The organism is Ruegeria sp. K5, from assembly GCF_056531805.1.
The window spans coordinates 173,763-190,197 of record NZ_JBQFML010000006.1; the positions used below are offsets into that span (position 1 = coordinate 173,763).

At 58.9% G+C, this 16,435-nt stretch carries 20 protein-coding genes and 1 pseudogene; 12 read left to right on the top strand and 9 right to left on the bottom strand.

Going from position 1 to position 16,435, the window contains the following annotated elements:
- The first annotated feature begins 4 nt into the window (after nucleotides 1-4).
- The 7 genes from ACR0MO_RS16485 to rnc are packed head-to-tail and all read left to right on the top strand — an operon-like array spanning nucleotide 5 to nucleotide 4,541.
- Nucleotides 5-703: a DUF2062 domain-containing protein gene (locus tag ACR0MO_RS16485; protein WP_170454657.1), complete on the top strand. Its 699-nt coding sequence runs from the start codon at nucleotides 5-7 to the stop codon at nucleotides 701-703.
- Nucleotides 696-1,442, top strand: a complete 747-nt coding sequence (locus ACR0MO_RS16490; RefSeq protein WP_170454654.1) for a pyridoxine 5'-phosphate synthase — start codon at nucleotides 696-698, stop codon at nucleotides 1,440-1,442. Before ACR0MO_RS16485 ends, ACR0MO_RS16490 begins: the two co-directional genes overlap by 8 nt.
- Entirely contained in the window at nucleotides 1,439-2,062 is a 624-nt protein-coding gene (locus ACR0MO_RS16495; RefSeq protein WP_480892334.1) for a LysE family translocator, read from the top strand. The genes ACR0MO_RS16490 and ACR0MO_RS16495 overlap by 4 nt, the downstream gene beginning before the upstream one ends.
- Nucleotides 2,062-2,550 (top strand): hypothetical protein, encoded by a 489-nt coding sequence (locus tag ACR0MO_RS16500; protein ID WP_480892336.1) that lies wholly within the window; start codon nucleotides 2,062-2,064, stop codon nucleotides 2,548-2,550. Before ACR0MO_RS16495 ends, ACR0MO_RS16500 begins: the two co-directional genes overlap by 1 nt.
- Nucleotides 2,550-2,993, top strand: a complete 444-nt coding sequence (acpS, locus tag ACR0MO_RS16505) for a holo-ACP synthase (protein ID WP_480892338.1) — start codon at nucleotides 2,550-2,552, stop codon at nucleotides 2,991-2,993. The genes ACR0MO_RS16500 and acpS overlap by 1 nt, the downstream gene beginning before the upstream one ends.
- 31 nt (nucleotides 2,994-3,024) lie before the next feature.
- Nucleotides 3,025-3,864, top strand: coding sequence for a signal peptidase I (gene lepB, locus ACR0MO_RS16510; protein ID WP_170624236.1), 840 nt, complete (start codon nucleotides 3,025-3,027; stop codon nucleotides 3,862-3,864).
- Nucleotides 3,861-4,541: a ribonuclease III gene (gene rnc / locus ACR0MO_RS16515; protein ID WP_170455037.1), complete on the top strand. Its 681-nt coding sequence runs from the start codon at nucleotides 3,861-3,863 to the stop codon at nucleotides 4,539-4,541. Before lepB ends, rnc begins: the two co-directional genes overlap by 4 nt.
- 118 nt (nucleotides 4,542-4,659) lie before the next feature.
- Here the strand turns inward: rnc and ACR0MO_RS16520 are convergent, their stop codons facing one another.
- Nucleotides 4,660-6,036 carry a multicopper oxidase family protein gene (locus ACR0MO_RS16520; RefSeq protein ID WP_170624234.1) on the bottom strand — a complete coding sequence of 459 codons (1,377 nt, stop codon included), beginning with the start codon at nucleotides 6,034-6,036 and terminating at the stop codon, nucleotides 4,660-4,662.
- Between the two features lie 158 nt (nucleotides 6,037-6,194).
- Here ACR0MO_RS16520 and era point away from each other — a divergent pair, with 158 nt between their 5' ends.
- Nucleotides 6,195-7,103, top strand: a complete 909-nt coding sequence (era, locus tag ACR0MO_RS16525; protein WP_170737666.1) for a GTPase Era — start codon at nucleotides 6,195-6,197, stop codon at nucleotides 7,101-7,103.
- Nucleotides 7,100-7,429 carry a DUF1491 family protein gene (locus ACR0MO_RS16530; protein WP_170624229.1) on the top strand — a complete coding sequence of 110 codons (330 nt, stop codon included), beginning with the start codon at nucleotides 7,100-7,102 and terminating at the stop codon, nucleotides 7,427-7,429. The genes era and ACR0MO_RS16530 overlap by 4 nt, the downstream gene beginning before the upstream one ends.
- Before the next feature lie 11 nt (nucleotides 7,430-7,440).
- On the opposite strand, the gene ACR0MO_RS16535 is transcribed toward ACR0MO_RS16530, so the two are convergent.
- On the bottom strand, nucleotides 7,441-8,049 hold the full coding sequence (locus ACR0MO_RS16535; RefSeq protein ID WP_480892340.1) for a hypothetical protein: 609 nt from the start codon (nucleotides 8,047-8,049) through the stop codon (nucleotides 7,441-7,443).
- Nucleotides 8,050-8,249: 200 nt separating this feature from the next.
- Here ACR0MO_RS16535 and ACR0MO_RS16540 point away from each other — a divergent pair.
- Together ACR0MO_RS16540 and ACR0MO_RS16545 are read left to right on the top strand one after the other, a co-directional pair.
- A pseudogene (locus tag ACR0MO_RS16540) lies at nucleotides 8,250-8,381 on the top strand (DUF1491 family protein); the annotation flags it as partial.
- A 110-nt stretch (nucleotides 8,382-8,491) separates the two neighbouring features.
- Nucleotides 8,492-8,815 (top strand): SemiSWEET transporter, encoded by a 324-nt coding sequence (locus ACR0MO_RS16545; protein WP_170454640.1) that lies wholly within the window; start codon nucleotides 8,492-8,494, stop codon nucleotides 8,813-8,815.
- 9 nt (nucleotides 8,816-8,824) lie between these two features.
- Here ACR0MO_RS16545 and ACR0MO_RS16550 read toward each other — a convergent pair whose 3' ends face one another.
- Nucleotides 8,825-9,214 carry a VOC family protein gene (locus ACR0MO_RS16550; protein WP_480892343.1) on the bottom strand — a complete coding sequence of 130 codons (390 nt, stop codon included), beginning with the start codon at nucleotides 9,212-9,214 and terminating at the stop codon, nucleotides 8,825-8,827.
- Between the two features lie 179 nt (nucleotides 9,215-9,393).
- Between ACR0MO_RS16550 and recO the strand changes: the two genes are divergently transcribed.
- Nucleotides 9,394-10,119, top strand: coding sequence for a DNA repair protein RecO (gene recO, locus ACR0MO_RS16555; protein WP_480892346.1), 726 nt, complete (start codon nucleotides 9,394-9,396; stop codon nucleotides 10,117-10,119).
- On the opposite strand, the gene ACR0MO_RS16560 is transcribed toward recO, so the two are convergent.
- From ACR0MO_RS16560 to ACR0MO_RS16585, 6 genes are all read right to left on the bottom strand, one after another.
- Nucleotides 10,103-10,495 (bottom strand): META domain-containing protein, encoded by a 393-nt coding sequence (locus tag ACR0MO_RS16560; RefSeq protein WP_480892349.1) that lies wholly within the window; start codon nucleotides 10,493-10,495, stop codon nucleotides 10,103-10,105. The genes recO and ACR0MO_RS16560 overlap by 17 nt on opposite strands.
- A 105-nt stretch (nucleotides 10,496-10,600) precedes the next feature.
- Complete coding sequence (locus tag ACR0MO_RS16565; protein ID WP_480892351.1) at nucleotides 10,601-11,155, bottom strand: hypothetical protein; 555 nt, start codon at nucleotides 11,153-11,155, stop codon at nucleotides 10,601-10,603.
- Between the two features lie 205 nt (nucleotides 11,156-11,360).
- Nucleotides 11,361-13,052, bottom strand: coding sequence for an acyl-CoA dehydrogenase family protein (locus ACR0MO_RS16570; RefSeq protein ID WP_170454631.1), 1,692 nt, complete (start codon nucleotides 13,050-13,052; stop codon nucleotides 11,361-11,363).
- A 235-nt stretch (nucleotides 13,053-13,287) separates the two neighbouring features.
- A complete protein-coding gene (locus tag ACR0MO_RS16575; RefSeq protein ID WP_480781558.1) occupies nucleotides 13,288-13,830 on the bottom strand; it encodes a hypothetical protein in 543 nt (180 codons plus the stop codon).
- Between the two features lie 33 nt (nucleotides 13,831-13,863).
- A complete protein-coding gene (locus ACR0MO_RS16580; protein WP_170454629.1) occupies nucleotides 13,864-14,154 on the bottom strand; it encodes a hypothetical protein in 291 nt (96 codons plus the stop codon).
- A gap of 365 nt (nucleotides 14,155-14,519) precedes the next feature.
- Nucleotides 14,520-16,118 (bottom strand): phosphoenolpyruvate carboxykinase, encoded by a 1,599-nt coding sequence (locus tag ACR0MO_RS16585; protein ID WP_480892354.1) that lies wholly within the window; start codon nucleotides 16,116-16,118, stop codon nucleotides 14,520-14,522.
- Between the last annotated feature and the right edge of the window lie 317 nt (nucleotides 16,119-16,435).

The window sequence follows — 16,435 nt, forward strand, 5'->3', positions numbered from 1 at the left end:
AGGAGTGGTTTTCAAGCGCCGAGATCGACGCTCGCCTGTCCAGATCGCATCGGAATTTGTCTATCCGCGTGGCGGCTGGACACGCGCGTTTCACTATGTCAAACACCGCGTCCGTCGCCTGCCGGACTCGCCTGAACGTATTGCACGTGGCATCGCAGCAGGCGTTTTTGCAGCCTTCACACCGTTTTACGGCCTGCATTTCGTCGTAGCCGCTATTGGTGCCCGGCTGATCAACGGCAACATACTGGCCGCCCTAAGCGGCACGTTCTTCGGCAACCCGCTGACCTATGTACCAATTGGTGTGATCTGCCTGCAGACGGGGCATTTCCTGCTGGGCACCGAATTCGAAAAAAGCGAAACCCGTGGCCTGATGGGCAAATTTGCCGACGCGATGGGGGACCTCAAGAACAATTTCCTCGCGATGTTCACCGACCGCATTGCCGACTGGCACGGGCTGAGCGTTTTTTACCGCGAGGTTTTCTATCCCTACATGATCGGTGGTGTCCTGCCCGGCATTCTGGCTGGGCTGATCTGTGGCTATCTGAGCCTGCCCCTGATCCGCAGCTATCAGAATCGCCGACGCGCCAAAATCAAGGCGAAGTTTGAAGAAATCAAACGTCTGGCCGAAGCAAAGCCTGACGTTTCCGTGCAAAAGGCTCTAGGTTCGGGTCAAACCGTGAAAAAGGAATCGCGTGATGTCTGACAACCACTTGCGTCTTGGTGTAAATATCGACCACGTGGCCACCGTGCGCAACGCGCGTGGCGGGGCCTATCCTGACCCGCTGCGCGCCGCCAAACTGGCCGAAGAGGCCGGGGCCGATGGCATCACCGCCCATTTGCGCGAAGACCGCCGTCATATCTCGGATGCTGATATCGACGGGCTGATGGAGGTTCTGTCGGTGCCTTTGAATTTCGAAATGGCCGCGACGGACGAAATGCAGAAAATCGCCCTGCGCCACAAACCTCATGCCGTTTGCATCGTTCCCGAAAAGCGCGAGGAACGCACCACCGAAGGCGGGCTTGAAGTCGCGCGCGAGGAAAACAAGCTGGCCCATTTCATCGCCCCTCTTCGCGATGTCGGCTGCCGTGTCTCGATCTTCATCGCTGCCGATCAGCGCCAGATCGAGGCTGCTCACCGCATCGGGGCCGAGGTGATCGAACTGCACACCGGCGCCTATTGCGATGCCCATGCCGAAGGTCGCATGGAAGACGCCGCCCGCGAGCTGGAGGCCCTGCGCCAGATGTCCACCTTCGCCCATTCGCTGGGCCTTGAGGTTCACGCGGGCCATGGCCTGACCTACGACACGGTACAACCGGTCGCGGCCTTCCCCGAGGTGCGCGAGTTGAATATCGGCCATTTCCTGATCGGCGAGTCGATCTTTCTGGGCCTGTCTCCTGCTATTACCGAAATGCGCCGCCTGATGGACGAGGCGCGGGCGTGATCACGCCTGGCTTCATAGCCATCTGGTTGGCCTGGCTGATGGCCGGAGGCTCTCCGGGCCCGGCGACCATGGGCATCGCCGGAACCGCCATGAACGAAGGCCGCCGCGCCGGTCTGGTCTTTGCGCTGGGCATCTGCGCGGGCTCTGCTGCCTGGGGCATTGCCGCCGCGCTGGGCCTGTCGGCGATCATGCTGGCCAATGTCTGGGCGTTTGAAGTGATCCGTTATATCGGTGTTGCCTATCTGGGCTGGCTGGCCCTCAAGGCCCTGCGCCGGGCGATGACTTCCGACGAGGTGGCGCTGGGCAATCCGGTCACAGGGTCTCTGCCGACGATCTTTGCAAAAGGAGCGGCGATCCACCTGACGAACCCGAAGGCAATCCTCAGCTGGGGATCGATCTACGCCATCGTCGCGCCGAACGACGCCAGCCTTGCGATGCTGTTGGGTTATTTCGCTATGCTCTACGCAGGCTCACTGCTGATCTTCATCGGCTACGCCTTCCTGTTCTCGTCCGAGCGTATGGTCCGCACCTACCGCCGCGCCCGCCGCTGGTTTGATTTCGCCTTTGCCGGGTTCTTCGGGGTGGCGAGTTACAAGATTTTGACGGTACGGTTGTCGTGATGAAACTACACGAGACAGCAAGCCCATTGAAAACGCTCTTCAAATCTCACGAAGATGTTGGCTTGAACCGTCTCGGCTTTTTGTGCTTCGTCTTCGTCGATCTGATTGGACTGTATCTAATAAAGTGGTGGTTCGAATTCGAATGGCCATTCGCAACCCTTCCACTGGGACTGGCGATGCTTTTGGCTGCCATGTCCTACGGAATGGACAAAGGTATTCGCGGCAAGCCTCTTGGCGATAGCTACAAAAGTTGGATCATCGCACGTCAGATGGTTCTCACAACATTGGCGGCGGTGGCGGCGCTGATAACTTTCGCACTCGTTTTCGATGGCCCCTCAGATATCCACGTTCTGAACAACAAGGCCCTGATAGCAGGTGCCGAGTTGGCGCTTTGTATGATCGTTTCATTTGTGTTGTGCCGCTATGCTTTCGTTTTCGGAGTTAAGCGAGGATATTCGGCCTTTCTGAAAAAGGAAAAGACAACCTAATGATCCTCGGTGTCGGCACAGACCTCGCGAATATCGACCGAATTCAGGGCACGCTCGACCGCTTCGGTGACCGGTTCCGCAACCGCGTCTTCACCGAGATCGAACAGCGCAAGGCCGAACGCCGCAATGACACCGCCGGAACCTACGCCAAACGCTGGGCCGCGAAAGAGGCATGCTCCAAGGCTTTGGGCACCGGATTGCGCATGGGGATCGCGTGGAAGGATATGGCCGTCACCAATCTTAAAACCGGCCAGCCCGTGATGCACGTGACCGGCTGGGCGGCCGAGCGCCTCAAGGAAATGACCCCCGAAGGGCACGAGGCCATCATCCATGTCACCCTGACGGATGATCACCCTTGGGCCCAAGCCTTTGTGGTGATCGAGGCACGTGCCGTCACAGACCCGGACGCAGCCTTGACTCACCTCCAACCGACCCGCATGTAGCACCCAACAATCCAAAAGACCGGAGAGCAGTATGGCCGAGGAAGCCAAATCAGGTAACGCCGTGTGGGAAACGATCAAAACCATCGTCTACGCCCTGCTGATCGCGGGCGTCTTCCGCACCCTGTTCTTTCAGCCCTTCTGGATTCCGTCCGGCTCGATGAAGCAGACCCTTCTGATCGGGGATTTCCTGTTCGTCAACAAGATGGCCTATGGCTATTCCTATGCGTCCTGCCCCAGCCTGATCATCCCAAGCGTTGGCCTGAACATCGATGCCGAGGATCTCTGTGGCTGGATGCAAGGCGACGACAACAGCCGCATCTGGGCGGGCGAGCCAGACCGTGGCGATGTTATCGTCTTCCGCCACCCGGTCACGGGTCGTGACTATATAAAACGTCTGATCGGCCTGCCCGGCGACCGTATCCAGATGCGTCAGGGGCAGATCATCCTGAACGGTACCCCGGTTCCGCAGCAGCCCGATGGCGTGTTCACCGAAATCGCCGAACCGCAGGGCCCGCAACGCCTGCGCCCGCGCTGCGAAAACGGCCCTGTTGGGATCGGCGGCATCTGTGAAAAAACCCGGTTGATTGAAACCCTGCCCAACGGCGTATCCTACGACGTTCTGAATATCGGCAATCAGGGGTCTGACAACACCGGCATCTATACGGTGCCCGAGGGTCACTATTTCTTCATGGGTGACAACCGCGACAATTCCAGCGACAGCCGCCTTCCGCAATCCGCTGGTGGTGTCGGTTATGTGCCTTACGAAAACCTGATCGGTCGCGCCGACCGGATCATGTTCTCGTCCGCAGGGCGGTCCATGCTGTTCTTCTGGACATGGCGCGGCGATCGCTTCTTCAAGGCGGTCAATTGAAGCTATCGGCCGAGATAAAGGCGTTCCAGCAGCGTTTGGGGTACGAATTCACCAACCCCGAACTGCTGTTGCGCGCGCTGACCCATGGCTCGGTCTCCTCGGCCACGCGACCGGATAACCAACGGCTCGAATTCCTCGGTGACCGGGTTTTGGGTCTTGTGATGGCAACGGCGCTGCTTGAGGCCGACAAGAAGGCCACCGAAGGCCAACTGGCCCCCCGCTTCAACGCGCTGGTCCGCAAAGAGGCCTGTGCCGATGTCGCCCGTCAGATCGATTTGGGCGCGGTCCTGAAACTGGGTCGATCCGAAATGCTGTCAGGTGGTCGTCGCAAACAGGCCCTTCTGGGCGACGCGATGGAGGCGGTGATCGCTGCCATCTACCGCGACGCCGGTTTCGAAGCCGCACGCGATGTGATCCTCGCGCTTTGGGGGGATCGTATCCACACGGTCGAGGCCGACGCCCGCGACGCCAAAACCTCGCTTCAGGAATGGGCTCAGGCACGTGGGCAAAAGCCCCCATCCTATGTCGAAATCAAACGCAGCGGCCCGGATCACGCGCCGGTCTTCACCATCGCCGCCCGCCTGCAGGACGGGACCGAGGCACAAGCCACCGCCGGGTCAAAACGTCAAGCCGAACAAGCCGCCGCCAAAGCTCTGCTCAACGACCTGCCGAAATAACGGCCTAACCCGGATCCGCTCTTCATCTGGCCAAAAATATCTCGGGGGTGAGCCCGGATGAAATCCGGGCGAGGGGGCTGGCCCCCTTCCGGTCGGATTGGCGCAGCCAATTCGACCCTCAAACAACCCGGATAAACCCGGTCAGCCCGGTTTTCTGATGCTCGATCACATGGCAATGAAACGCCCAGTCGCCGGGATTGTCCGCAACCAGCGCAATCTCGACCACCTCATCCTTCAGCAACAACATCGTGTCCGTCATCAGAGGCGGTAATTTGCGCTGGTTCGACGTGAGGGGCACAAAGGCCAGCCCGTGCAGGTGGATCGGATGCAGATTGGGCGATTCATTGCGCAGCCGCAGTACATAGCTTTTGCCCAATTCCAAAGTGGCCAGAGGCCCCACATCCTGCGCCGCGTCGCCCGACCACGGCGTTCGGTTGATCGACCAGAAATTGTAACCCAGTGATCCGCAGAACCCGTTATTCGGCGTCCCACCCTCGGGCGTCCAGCCAAAGACGAACTCATGCACTTCAGCCCGCGTCAGATCTGGTTTGGCAAGCGGATTGGCGGGCAGGGGGCGCAAGTCCCGCAAATCCCGCGCAACCGATCTGCCGATGGCGCGCAGTCTGGCCATGGGGCGTGGCGGGTTTCCCGGCAGTTTTGCCATCAGATCAACAATCTGCCCCTCACCATCCGGCATCGAAACGGCAAAATCGACCCTCTGACCCGGACCAACCAACAAGGGTTCCTCGGCACTGGGCATCGGCAGGTCGACCTCAACCGGATGTCCGTCCCAGGCAATGATCCGCGCTTCGGCCCCGGTCAGGTGCAGCTTGTAGATACGGGTGGTATCGGAATTTAGGACCCGCAACCGCACCAGCCCGCCCGCCACGTGATCGTAGACAGGTTCCGTCAGCCAGTTCGCCGTCGGCACATTTCCGAACGTCCCGGCGCGGGCCGCCCCGCGCGCGGTATAAGCCGGCAGAAACTGATCGTCATCATCCAGCCGAAAATCCCGCAGATTGATCACCTGTTCGCTGTCAAAACCCGGATCGTCCGCCTCGGCAATCACCATGACGCCGGTCAGACCATGGGCCATCTGCTCCATCGTCATGCAATGCGGGTGGTACCAGTATGTGCCCGCATCCGGCGGGGTGAATTCATACTCAAAAACCTCATTCGGCCCAATCGGCATCTGGGTCAGATAAGGCACCCCGTCCATCCCGTTCGGGATACGCAACCCGTGCCAGTGCATCGCGGTGTAATCGGGCAGCGTGTTGCGTACAGACAGCCGCATCACCTCACCCTGTTTGCCATATAGCACCGGGGGCGGCGCATCGGGTGACACGCTGACCATGCCGGTTGTGGTCTGATCGCGCAGGGTAAAACTGGCCGGTTGAATAACCAATTCCTCAGTACCTGACGCGCGCCCGAAACCACCCAGTCCCGCCGCCCCTGCAGCGGCTGCGCTGCCGATTAGAAACTCACGACGTTTCATGTCTTGCCTCTTTGAAAATGGGGATGCCTGGCTGGATCTGGCGCGGCGTGATCCGAAGGTGTCACCGCAAACGCATGGCCGCAATGCGACAAATCCCTCTGGCCCGCGTCGCCATTCTGCTATAGGGGTGCGCACTTGCAAACAGGATCGCCAGAGACATGACCACACGCGCCGGATTTATCGCCCTGATCGGAGAGCCCAACGCAGGCAAATCCACCCTCCTGAACCGTATGGTCGGGGCCAAGGTTTCGATCGTGACGCATAAGGTGCAGACCACCCGCGCGCGCATTCGCGGCGTGGCGATGGAGGGCGACGCGCAGTTGGTCTTTGTCGACACGCCGGGCCTGTTCAAACCCCGCCGCCGTCTGGACCGCGCCATGGTCGCCGCTGCGTGGGGCGGGGCCGCGGATGCCGATGTCGTTGTGCTGATGGTCGAAGCCCATCGTGGGATCACCGAAGGGGTCGAGCGTATCCTTGAGGGGCTGGAGGAGATCGGGCAGGGACGCACTGTTGCGCTGGCGATCAACAAGATCGACAAGGTGCCATCCGAGAAGCTGCTGGCGCTAACCAGCGATCTGAACGGGCGTTATCCGTTTGCCGAAACCTTCATGATTTCCGCCGAAAAGGGTCACGGGGTCGACGACCTGCGCAAATGGCTGGCCTCGGAACTGCCGGAAGGCCCGTGGCTGTATCCCGAAGATCAGATCGCCGATCTGCCCCTGCGCATGATCGCCGCCGAGATGACGCGCGAGAAGCTGACCCTGCGCCTGCATCAGGAACTGCCCTATCAATTGACCGTCGAGACCGAGAACTGGGAAGAGCGTAAGGACGGCTCGGCCAAGATCGATCAGGTCATCTACGTCATGCGCGACGGTCACAAAGGGATTGTTCTGGGCAAACGTGGCGAGACCATCAAGGCCGTCAGTCAGGCCGCACGGGCGGAGCTGGAAGAGTTCCTCGACCGCAAAATCCACCTGTTCCTGCAGGTCAAAGTCCGACCCAATTGGCTTGAGGAATCCGAGCGCTATTCGGAAATGGGTCTGGATTTCAAAGACGGCAACGCATGACCCGTCTGACAGCCGAGTTCTGGGTCCACGCCTATTTGGCACGGCTGCGCTTTCAGGAAATCCCGGCCTTTGTCGTCGCCCATGGAGACAATACCGCCGGGGCAGTACTGATCAAACTGAACACGCTGGACGGTCAGGCCGTCGCGTTCCAGCGCAGCTTTGACCTGATGAGCGGCGAGCGGAAGTGGATTGAACTTTCCTCTGGCCCCGAAAGCGACGTTGACGAGGCCATCCAACGCCAACGCCGCTTTGATCCGGACCTCTGGGTGATCGAGGTCGAAGATCGGCAGGGACGGCATTTGCTCGGGGAAGAGGGGTTGGAATAGCGGGCGGCGCTTCAACCTCTGCTGGGATAGCTGCACAAATCTTCACCATGCATCGCAGATGGTAAGAATTTTGACCCACGATAAACAAAACAATCCATTGCCCGCGGCTGGCTTCCAGTCATGTAGAACGCACCAATGAACTCCATGTCTCTAAAATAGAGGGATGCAGGAAACCCGACCTCTGCCAATGGTCCTATTATGCCGCAATCCCAGCCGGGGTCTCTCAATTGAGCGGCCTTTTCTTCCTGGCTGTCAAAGACACGAACTTCCGGGCCGGCCTGCAATTCGATCACCCAAATGTCGTTTGTCAGGACGATTGAACTGTCTTGGTGCCGGTAAAGATTCAGCTTCCGTGAGAAGTCAGCGATGAGGTATTCTGAGGTGCAAAAGACAGGGTCATCACAGACCACCACCCGACGGTGTTTTTTCCAACTGAGTGAACGTGGTATCGGGGCCTTCTGCACTGCAATAGTCAAACCTTTTACAGACGTTCCTCCGACTTTCCGGTCGGGTGCTTCGAAGGCGACAGAAACTGTAGGGTGGCGAATTGTAGCTATCGTAGCTGCAACGAGGCAGAAGAACGCGACAATTGCGAAGAAAAAGCATCTAATGACTTTCATAGAACAATCCTTGAACTGGAAAAGGTGCGGTAAACGAAGTTGAACGTGCCGGACCAACCTGTGATTGGTATTGAGCAGATTTTCGTATGTTGTTGTGTAGGTTTTCTGCAGTTTAAACGTGTTCGGGACATCTCTGCCTTGTGGCAAGCCGTTATCGCGCCAACCCTGACCCAATGAACGGTCAGCCGAAATGATTTGCGCTGTCCACCGGCCCCGAAAGCGACGTGGACGAGGCCATCCAACGCCAACGCCGCTATGATCCCGACCTCTGGGTGATCGAGGTCGAAGATCGGCAGGGTCGGCATTTGCTAGGGGAAGAGGGGTTGGAATAAGCTTGGCAGTTGGGTCTTTGACGCACCGCTCAAAGCGACTATTTTGATGCAGGATGTGGTTGGGAAAACTGGCCTGACTTAGGAATATCGCAAGATAATGAGGTGTTTGCTTGGCTGAAACGCTCGCGGAGAAACTGGAAAAATCTGAACTCGGTCACTGGATGCAGCGGTTCGAGGGATTCATGGTTTTCATCGGAGTCGTGGGCCCTTTTGCCACGCTTCCGCAGTTGATCAAGCTCTATTTCACCCACTCGCAGCACGCGACCGGCCAGTCCCTGCTGTCCTGGTCCCTTTATGCTGCGCTGTCGTTTCTGTGGTTTGCCTATGGGTTGGTCGTCGGCAAACTGCCCATCTATGTGGGCAACGGGATTTCGATGGTGCTGAACCTTCTGATGGTGATCGGCATTCTGATCCACGCGGGTATGACCTTCTGAGGCGCGCGTTCAGCTTGCATCGCCAAAATAGACAAAGCTAATCTTATTTCCGTCCGGGTCGCGCGCGTAACCGGCATAGAAGTTAGGACCATACTGAGGCCGGTCACCCGGATCACCTTCGTTCGATCCCCCATTGGCAAGAGCCGCCGCATGCGCCTCGCCCACTTGCGCTTTGCTTTCGCACAGCAGACCAACCATGTTTCCGTTTCCGACTGTCGCCGCCTCTTTGTCAAATGGCGTCGCGACCCACATGGACCCACCGCCCCGCAGTTCATAGCAGACCGCGTGCGGCATATATTCCGCGATGACCTTGCCGCCGATTTTGGGCACAACGGCGTCGTAATAGCTGCGGGCTTTTTCGACATCGTTTGAGCCGATCATGACGTAGTTCAGGGACATCTGCTGAATCCTTAAGTTGAGAACATAAAGGGAATAATAAGGGAACATTACTGCGTTAACAGGTTTCACGCAACGTGTTTTTGGCTGCGTGCAAAGCCACCTTGATCCGTTTCTATCTTGAACCTGTAACTGCGTTGAGATTTCCTGCGCACATATCTGATGACCTAACGAGGCCAAACGTGGACTGGCGCGATCACGGCATACTTCTGACCTCTCGCCGCCACGGTGAAACTGCCGCGATTATTGAGGTCTTTACCGAAGCCCACGGACGTCACGCCGGGGTGGTGCGCGGCGGCACCAGCCGCAAGATCGCCCCGATCCTGCAGCCGGGCGCGCAGTTGGACGTGCTGTGGCGGGCCCGGCTGGAAGAGCATATCGGCACATTTCAGGTCGAACCGCTGCGATCCCGCGCGGCGGCGGCGTTTTCGGGGCGGCTGGCATTGGCGGGTCTGAATGCTGTGGTGTCCTTGCTGTCATTCTGCCTGCCTGAACGCGAACCGCATCCCGCCATCTACAAGCAGACCGAACAGCTTATGGACCTTCTGGGGCAGGACGACATCTGGCCGCTTGCTTATCTGCGGTGGGAGGTGGCATTGCTTGAGGAGTTGGGGTTTGGGCTGGACCTAACCACCTGTGCTGTGACCGGATCCGCCGAGGGGTTGGTCTTTGTCTCGCCCAAGACCGGGCGGGCGGTTAGCGCGGCAGGGGCGGGTGATTGGGCGGACCGGTTGTTGCCGCTGCCGCCTTGCCTGCGCGGCGAGGGGGCCGCACCGGATACCGAAATCGTCGATGCCTTGAAAACGACAGGGTATTTCTTGCACCACCGCGTGGCCCCGGCCTTGGGGCACACACCATTGCCCGAAGCGCGGGCAAGGTTTGTGGATCAGCTTACTCGGCGGCTGTGAACACCATCTCGTGCCCGTCGTCGTTGCGCAGGATCAGCACATCGCCGGACACTTCGGATTGGGTCATGGTCAGCAGGGCGGCAAAGTACATGCCTTCCTGCTCAAGCTCGGGGCAGGCGGCGCGTGTGGCGCTCAGGTCCTGAACCTCAAACCACGGGTATGGCGCGTTCAGGCTGCCCTGATAGCTGTTGCAGGGGGCCTGTCCTGCGATCCGCCCCTCTTCCGGGAACTGTAGCAGAGCGTTGGCGGAATAGGGCTGCCCATCGATCTCTTGCAGTTTCCAGGTCTGGTCGGCAGCGCCATAGGCAGCCAACGTCTCGTCCTGTTGGCATTGAAACAGCCCCATCAGCGGCAGGATCAAGGCATAGCGGATCATTGCAACCTCCTTCGGTCACGGGCCTTTGCAATACGCGTTTAGGCCGCTTCGTTTCGGCTGGTCAAGCCGTTGCGAGCGCTTGTGCGACAGGCGAGAAGGGCGATGCTAGAATGCCAGTTCGCCGCTCAGCAATTGCTCTCGCACCTCCAGCCTTGGACGCCAGTTGTATCTTGTGTCCTCTCGGACGGGCGCCCAGAACAATGCGCCGCTTTGACGCCAGGGGTCCAGGATCAGGCCGTCATACATCGAATCCCCCTTGGCGCTGATCAGGGCCGAATGGTGGATGATCCGAAACTCTGTCGGTGGGGATGTTGCCCAGTGCAGGTCCAGCGTCCGGAAATTCTCCTGCCGCAACCGTGTGGTCATTGCCTGTGCCCAGTCATTGCACAGGCCCTTTTCGCGAAGGCCGTTGATGATCTTTGCGTTGTGAATGATCGCAGGGTCGGTGACGTTCCACTCTTGCGCCAGTTGCCGAGAGTAGTTGTAGGAAATCTGCGCCGCCGTACGCGCCTCGACCGGATCGACATTTGGTCCAAGGGACTGAATGGCCTGTGCCAGCGCATCGACATCGGTTTGGCTGGCGATAGGCACGGTCTTTGCGCATCCCGCTAAGGCAAAGGATACCAAGGACGCCAAAAGCAAAAAAATTTGTCTGGTCATTTCGGGTGCCTGTGAACCGTCTTGAGGGTCGTCGGGGCGCTCTAACCGGGTTTCAGGTCAATTTCAAAGGGGAAGTTCTGACATCGGCGGATCACATCCATTTCCCATCGGTGCGGTACCCTGGATTCAGGCAAAACGGTCCACGAAAGAAAAAGACCCGGCGCAAAGGCCGGGTCAGTTGGGGAAACAGGAGTGCCGAATTCGGTCAGCCGAGCAGACGTCGTGCGATGACCTGTGCCTGAATTTCGGCAGCTCCCTCGAAAATATTCAGAATGCGTGCGTCGCATAGGACGCGGCTGATCTTGTATTCCAGTGCAAAGCCGTTGCCGCCGTGGATTTGCAGCCCATTGTCGGCAGCAGCCCAGGCGACGCGCGCGCCCAGCAGTTTGGCCATGCCCGCCTCAAGATCGCAGCGGTGACCATGATCCTTTTCCCATGCCGAGAAATAGGTCAGTTGGCGCGCGATCATGATCTCGACCGCCATCATCGCCAGCTTGCCCGACACGCGCGGGAAGTTGATCAGCGATTTGCTAAACTGTTTGCGATCCTGCGCGTATTGCATGGCGATATCCAGCGCGCTTTGGGCCACGCCAATGGCGCGGGCAGCGGTCTGGATGCGGGCCGATTCAAACGTCTCCATCAGCTGTTTGAAGCCTTTGCCCTCTTCGCCGCCCAGCAGGTTTTCACCCTTGACCTTGAAGCCGTCAAAGCCCAGCTCGTATTCCTTCATGCCGCGATAGCCCAGCACCTCGATCTCGCCGCCGGTCATGCCGGGGGTGGGGAAGGGGGCGTCATCCGTGCCGGGGGTTTTCTCGGCCAGGAACATGGACAGGCCACGGTGATCGGTGGTGTCAGGATCGGTGCGTGCCAGCAGGGTCATGACATGGGTGCGGGCCGCATGGGTGATCCAGGTCTTGTTGCCGGTGATCTCGTAGTCACCGTCGGCATTCTTGACCGCGCGGGTGCGCAGGCTGCCCAGATCCGAGCCGGTGTTTGGTTCCGTGAAGACAGCGGTGGGCAGAATCTCGGCGCTGGCCAGTTTAGGCAGCCAGTTGGCCTTTTGCTCATCCGTACCGCCCGCCAGGATCAACTCGGCCGCGATCTCGGACCGGGTACCCAACGAGCCGACGCCGATATAGCCGCGCGACAGTTCCTCGGACACGACGCACATCGAAGCTTTGGACAGACCGAAGCCGCCGAACTCTTCGGGGATGGTCAGACCGAACACGCCCATTTCGGCCAGTTCCTCGATGATTTCCATCGGGATCAATTCGTCCTTGAGGTGCCAGTCATGGGCGTTGGGCTCGACCTTTTCGACCGCGTAACGGCGGAACTGGTCACGGATCATTTCAAGCTCTTCATCAAGGCCCGAAGCTCCGAACATGGCAGAACCGGCTTGCGCCTCCATCAACTCGACCAGCCGCGTCCGAGCGGCCTGCGAGTTGGCCTGCGCCATCAGAATTTGAATTTCGGAACTTTGGAAGCTGGACAGCGCGTCCCAGCCAAGGCCCAGATCCTGCAGGCGCACAAGCTCGCCCTGGTTCATTGGGATGCCGCCAGCGACCTGATGCAGGTATTCCCCAAAGGCGATCTGGTGCAGCAATTGCTCGATTTCGCCAAATTTGCCGTCTGCGTCCAACGCTTCGGCCCAGCGCTGCATCTGCTTCAACGACTGATAGTAGGTGGCCAGCCAGGCCAGACCGTGAGCGGCCGTTTGGTTGGCTTCGATCAGGGCGCCGGACACGCGACCGTCGGATGTCACCATCTCGCGAACCGAATTGCGCGCCTTCTCGAAAACGGCTTCGACAGCCGGGACGGCCTGCCGGGTCAAGGTCAGAAGATCGGGCAAAATCGCGTGTGTGGTCATCTGGGTCATATCCTGTCCGTCATGGGCCATGAATCGTGTCCTTTTCTGGGTCGTCTGGTCATATCATTTTGCACATGCAGCGCAACAAAAATACGTATTACGTGGCGATAAAGTTCGAAAATTTCCCGATCGTTTTGCGGTGCAGAATGGGTTCATTGGGGGAATTAGCGGCAAATCCGTTGATTTCCACAGGGCCGGGCCGGGGTCAAATTGGGGGTATTTGTCGCAGGCCCGGGCGCGTCAACCGTCTGGCGATGACAGCGCCTCAGCGCCGTTTGTCGGCAAAGCGGAAGGCGAAATAGAGCCCGAGCATCAGGAAGAACAGACCCGAGATGTCGCCGATCAAAAAGGCGATATACTCGACCGTCGCGCTGCCAAAGGCCAGATTGGTCAGGCCCGAGACCAAAAAAGATGTGACGATCCCAACGCCCATCACGCAAATCCAGCAGGGCTTTTTGTCGGAGCGTGGGAACAGGTCCCATCCGGCCCATTTCAGCAGGTAGAAGACGAACGGAACGGTCGTGACAGCGATTGCCATCGCCATCAGGCGGCTGGGCAGGAAAACATCCGTTCCCCCCAGAAAGGCGAAGACCAGAAAAACGCCGGGCAGCAGAGCAAAGATCGCGCGCCAGCCCAACAGCCAGGCGGAAAGCACGCGCACGCCATGGGGCAGGAACAGCAGGCTGGCCCGGCTTGGGTATTCCGGAAAGAACATGTTCTGAAGCGGCATCAGAACCTCGAAGGTGAGGAACGACGCGACCACATAGGCCAAAGAGGCAAAGAAGGTTTCAGAGGCCCACTTGCGCACCGGAACTAGCCACCGATGCGCCCAAGGCCCAGCTTATCTGGGCGCATGTACGATATAACGTCCCCGGTTGGCATTGCCGCTTTGCGACAGATAGCCTTTTTCGACCAGAGATTTCAGCGCGCGGAAAAATGTCGGGCGCGAGACGCTCTGAACCAATGTGTGTTCGATCAGACCAAAGGTGCGAACCTCCTGATCGGCCTTGGAAAGTTCCTCGGCGGCGTAGTAGATGTCACGCTCAACCGGGGATAGCTTTTCCAGCCCCAGCGTTCGCTCCATGCTTTGCATCAGCTTGCGCAGTTCGGTCAGTTTCGAGATTTCGGTCATAATTCTTACCTGTCTTTGTCCGTGCCAAACGCCGTCCAGTCACGACGGTTCAGAACACGCTGATCGCGAGATATGTCAGCAAGTCCCATATTGACACTCATCCCCATGCCAGTAGACTACCAGTCTGATTAGGTTGCCCAATTTGCCGAGGTGAGTGTGCTGGCTTAGGCAACCCAAAGGTCTTTTAAGTTTCGGCCCGGTGCAAATGCGCCGGGTCTTTTCGGTTTAATGACCCAAATCCCTATCCCAACCAGGCATTCAGAACAATAAATTTGTTCGTGAGGTGCGTCAGATGCAACTTTGGGTTGATCATCAGTGGATTCGCAAGCGCAGAAAAAAGGGGCGCGGACGCCCCTTAATCCGGATCAGCCGATTGCGACGGCTTTGACGTCCTCGTCGATGAAGGGGACATATTGTTCGAAGTTTTCGGCAAACATCTGCACCAGCTTTGCGGCCTGCTTGTCGAACGCTTCCTGATCATCCCAGGTGCGGCGCGGATCCAGCAGAACCTCAGCGACGCCGGGCACTGTGACCGGGACGTCAAAGCCAAAGTTGGCATCCTTGCGGAACTCGGCGTCGCGCAGCGAGCCTTCCAGAGCCGCGGTCAACAGCGCGCGGGTCGCGCGGATCGGCATCCGGCTGCCAACGCCATAGGCCCCACCGGTCCAGCCGGTATTCACCAGCCAGCAGGTCGCGCCATGCTGGGCGATCTTGTCGCGCAGCAGGTTGCCATAGGCCTCGGGGCGGCGCGGCATGAAGGGCGCGCCGAAACAAGTCGAGAAGGTCGGCTGCGGCTCGGTCACGCCACGTTCGGTGCCCGCCACCTTCGAGGTGAAGCCCGAGAGGAAGTGATACATCGCTTGCGCCGGTGTCAGCCGCGCGATCGGAGGCAGAACGCCGAAGGCATCGCATGTCAGCATGATGATGTTCTTCGGATGCCCGCCCAGCGCGGTTTTCGACGCGTTCGAGATATATTCCAGCGGATAGGCGCAGCGCATGTTCGCGGTCAGCGAATCGTCGTCGAAATCCAGCTCTTTGGTTTCGGGATCGAAGACCATATTCTCGATGACGGTGCCGAACTTGCTGGTCGTCGCGTAGATTTCCGGCTCGGCCTCGGCGCTGAGGTTGATGGTCTTGGCATAGCAGCCACCTTCGAAGTTGAACGTGCCGCGATCCGACCAGCCGTGTTCGTCATCCCCGATCAGGATCCGCGACGGGTCTGCCGACAGAGTTGTCTTGCCGGTGCCCGACAGGCCGAAGAACACGGCAGTATCCACCGGGTTGCCAACCGCGTGGTTGGCCGAGCAGTGCATCGGCATCACGCCTTTTTCCGGCAGCATGTAGTTCAGCAGGGTGAAGACGGATTTCTTGTTCTCGCCTGCATATTCCGTGCCACCGATCAGGATCAGCTTGCGGTCGAAGTTCATTGCAATCACGGTATCGCTGCGGCAGTCGTGCTTGGCCGGGTCGGCCTGGAAGCTGGGGCAGTTGATGACAGTGAAATCTGCGATGAACTCGTCCAGATCCTCACGATCCGGGCGACGCAGCAGGTGGCGGATGAACAGGTTGTGCCAGGCCAGTTCGGTCACCATGCGCACATTGATCGAATAGGCCGGATCGGCCCCGCCGACGAGATCCTGCACGAAATAGTCACGACCCTTCATATGCTCGACCATGTCGTCATAAAGGGCGTCGAAACCTTCCGGGCTCATCGCCGCGTTGTTTTCCCACCAGATGCTGTCGGCCACACTGTCGGTCTTGACGACGTGTTTGTCCTTGGGCGAACGGCCGGTGAATTTACCGGTGGTGACCAGGAAGGCCCCGCCATTGCCAAGGGTGCCTTCGCCCCGCTTTAGGGCCTCTTCGAGCAGCGCCGGTTCCATGAAGTTGTAATAGACATTGCCCAGACCCTCGATGCCCTGATCTTCGAGGCGGAATTGCGGGTTAACCCGTCCAGATGTCATGCGTATCTTCTCCTGTGCGGCGCGGCGGCGGTTGGCCGGGTGCGCTCTTGGGGCATTTTGCCGGGACATACCGGCCGATGGGCGGGTCTTATCACGGTCGTTTGGGGCATGAACAGGACGGTTTGGCGCAGTTAGCGCAACCAAGTTAAAGTTTAGCGCCACCAAAGATTTCCTGTCGGAAAACCGGGCAGCATTTTGCGGGCAGCAAGGCATTTTTGCCTCATAGCTGCCGCAACAATGGCACGATTCGCAGTTACGCATTGATTCGGCGCATCAAAAACGCCAACAATGCCTTACAAAAAAGCGTATTATTGCGT

Coding starts and splice junctions, on each gene's coding strand:
- ACR0MO_RS16565 (WP_480892351.1), bottom strand. CDS start 11,155: ATGACCAGACAAATTTTTTTGCTTTTGGCGTCCTTGGTATCCTTTGCC.
- acpS (WP_480892338.1), top strand. CDS start 2,550: ATGATCCTCGGTGTCGGCACAGACCTCGCGAATATCGACCGAATTCAG.
- ACR0MO_RS16500 (WP_480892336.1), top strand. CDS start 2,062: ATGAAACTACACGAGACAGCAAGCCCATTGAAAACGCTCTTCAAATCT.
- ACR0MO_RS16520 (WP_170624234.1), bottom strand. CDS start 6,036: ATGAAACGTCGTGAGTTTCTAATCGGCAGCGCAGCCGCTGCAGGGGCG.
- ACR0MO_RS16490 (WP_170454654.1), top strand. CDS start 696: ATGTCTGACAACCACTTGCGTCTTGGTGTAAATATCGACCACGTGGCC.
- ACR0MO_RS16585 (WP_480892354.1), bottom strand. CDS start 16,118: ATGACATCTGGACGGGTTAACCCGCAATTCCGCCTCGAAGATCAGGGC.
- ACR0MO_RS16580 (WP_170454629.1), bottom strand. CDS start 14,154: ATGACCGAAATCTCGAAACTGACCGAACTGCGCAAGCTGATGCAAAGC.
- lepB (WP_170624236.1), top strand. CDS start 3,025: ATGGCCGAGGAAGCCAAATCAGGTAACGCCGTGTGGGAAACGATCAAA.
- ACR0MO_RS16530 (WP_170624229.1), top strand. CDS start 7,100: ATGACCCGTCTGACAGCCGAGTTCTGGGTCCACGCCTATTTGGCACGG.
- era (WP_170737666.1), top strand. CDS start 6,195: ATGACCACACGCGCCGGATTTATCGCCCTGATCGGAGAGCCCAACGCA.
- ACR0MO_RS16535 (WP_480892340.1), bottom strand. CDS start 8,049: ATGAAAGTCATTAGATGCTTTTTCTTCGCAATTGTCGCGTTCTTCTGC.
- ACR0MO_RS16550 (WP_480892343.1), bottom strand. CDS start 9,214: ATGTCCCTGAACTACGTCATGATCGGCTCAAACGATGTCGAAAAAGCC.
- ACR0MO_RS16560 (WP_480892349.1), bottom strand. CDS start 10,495: ATGATCCGCTATGCCTTGATCCTGCCGCTGATGGGGCTGTTTCAATGC.
- ACR0MO_RS16570 (WP_170454631.1), bottom strand. CDS start 13,052: ATGGCCCATGACGGACAGGATATGACCCAGATGACCACACACGCGATT.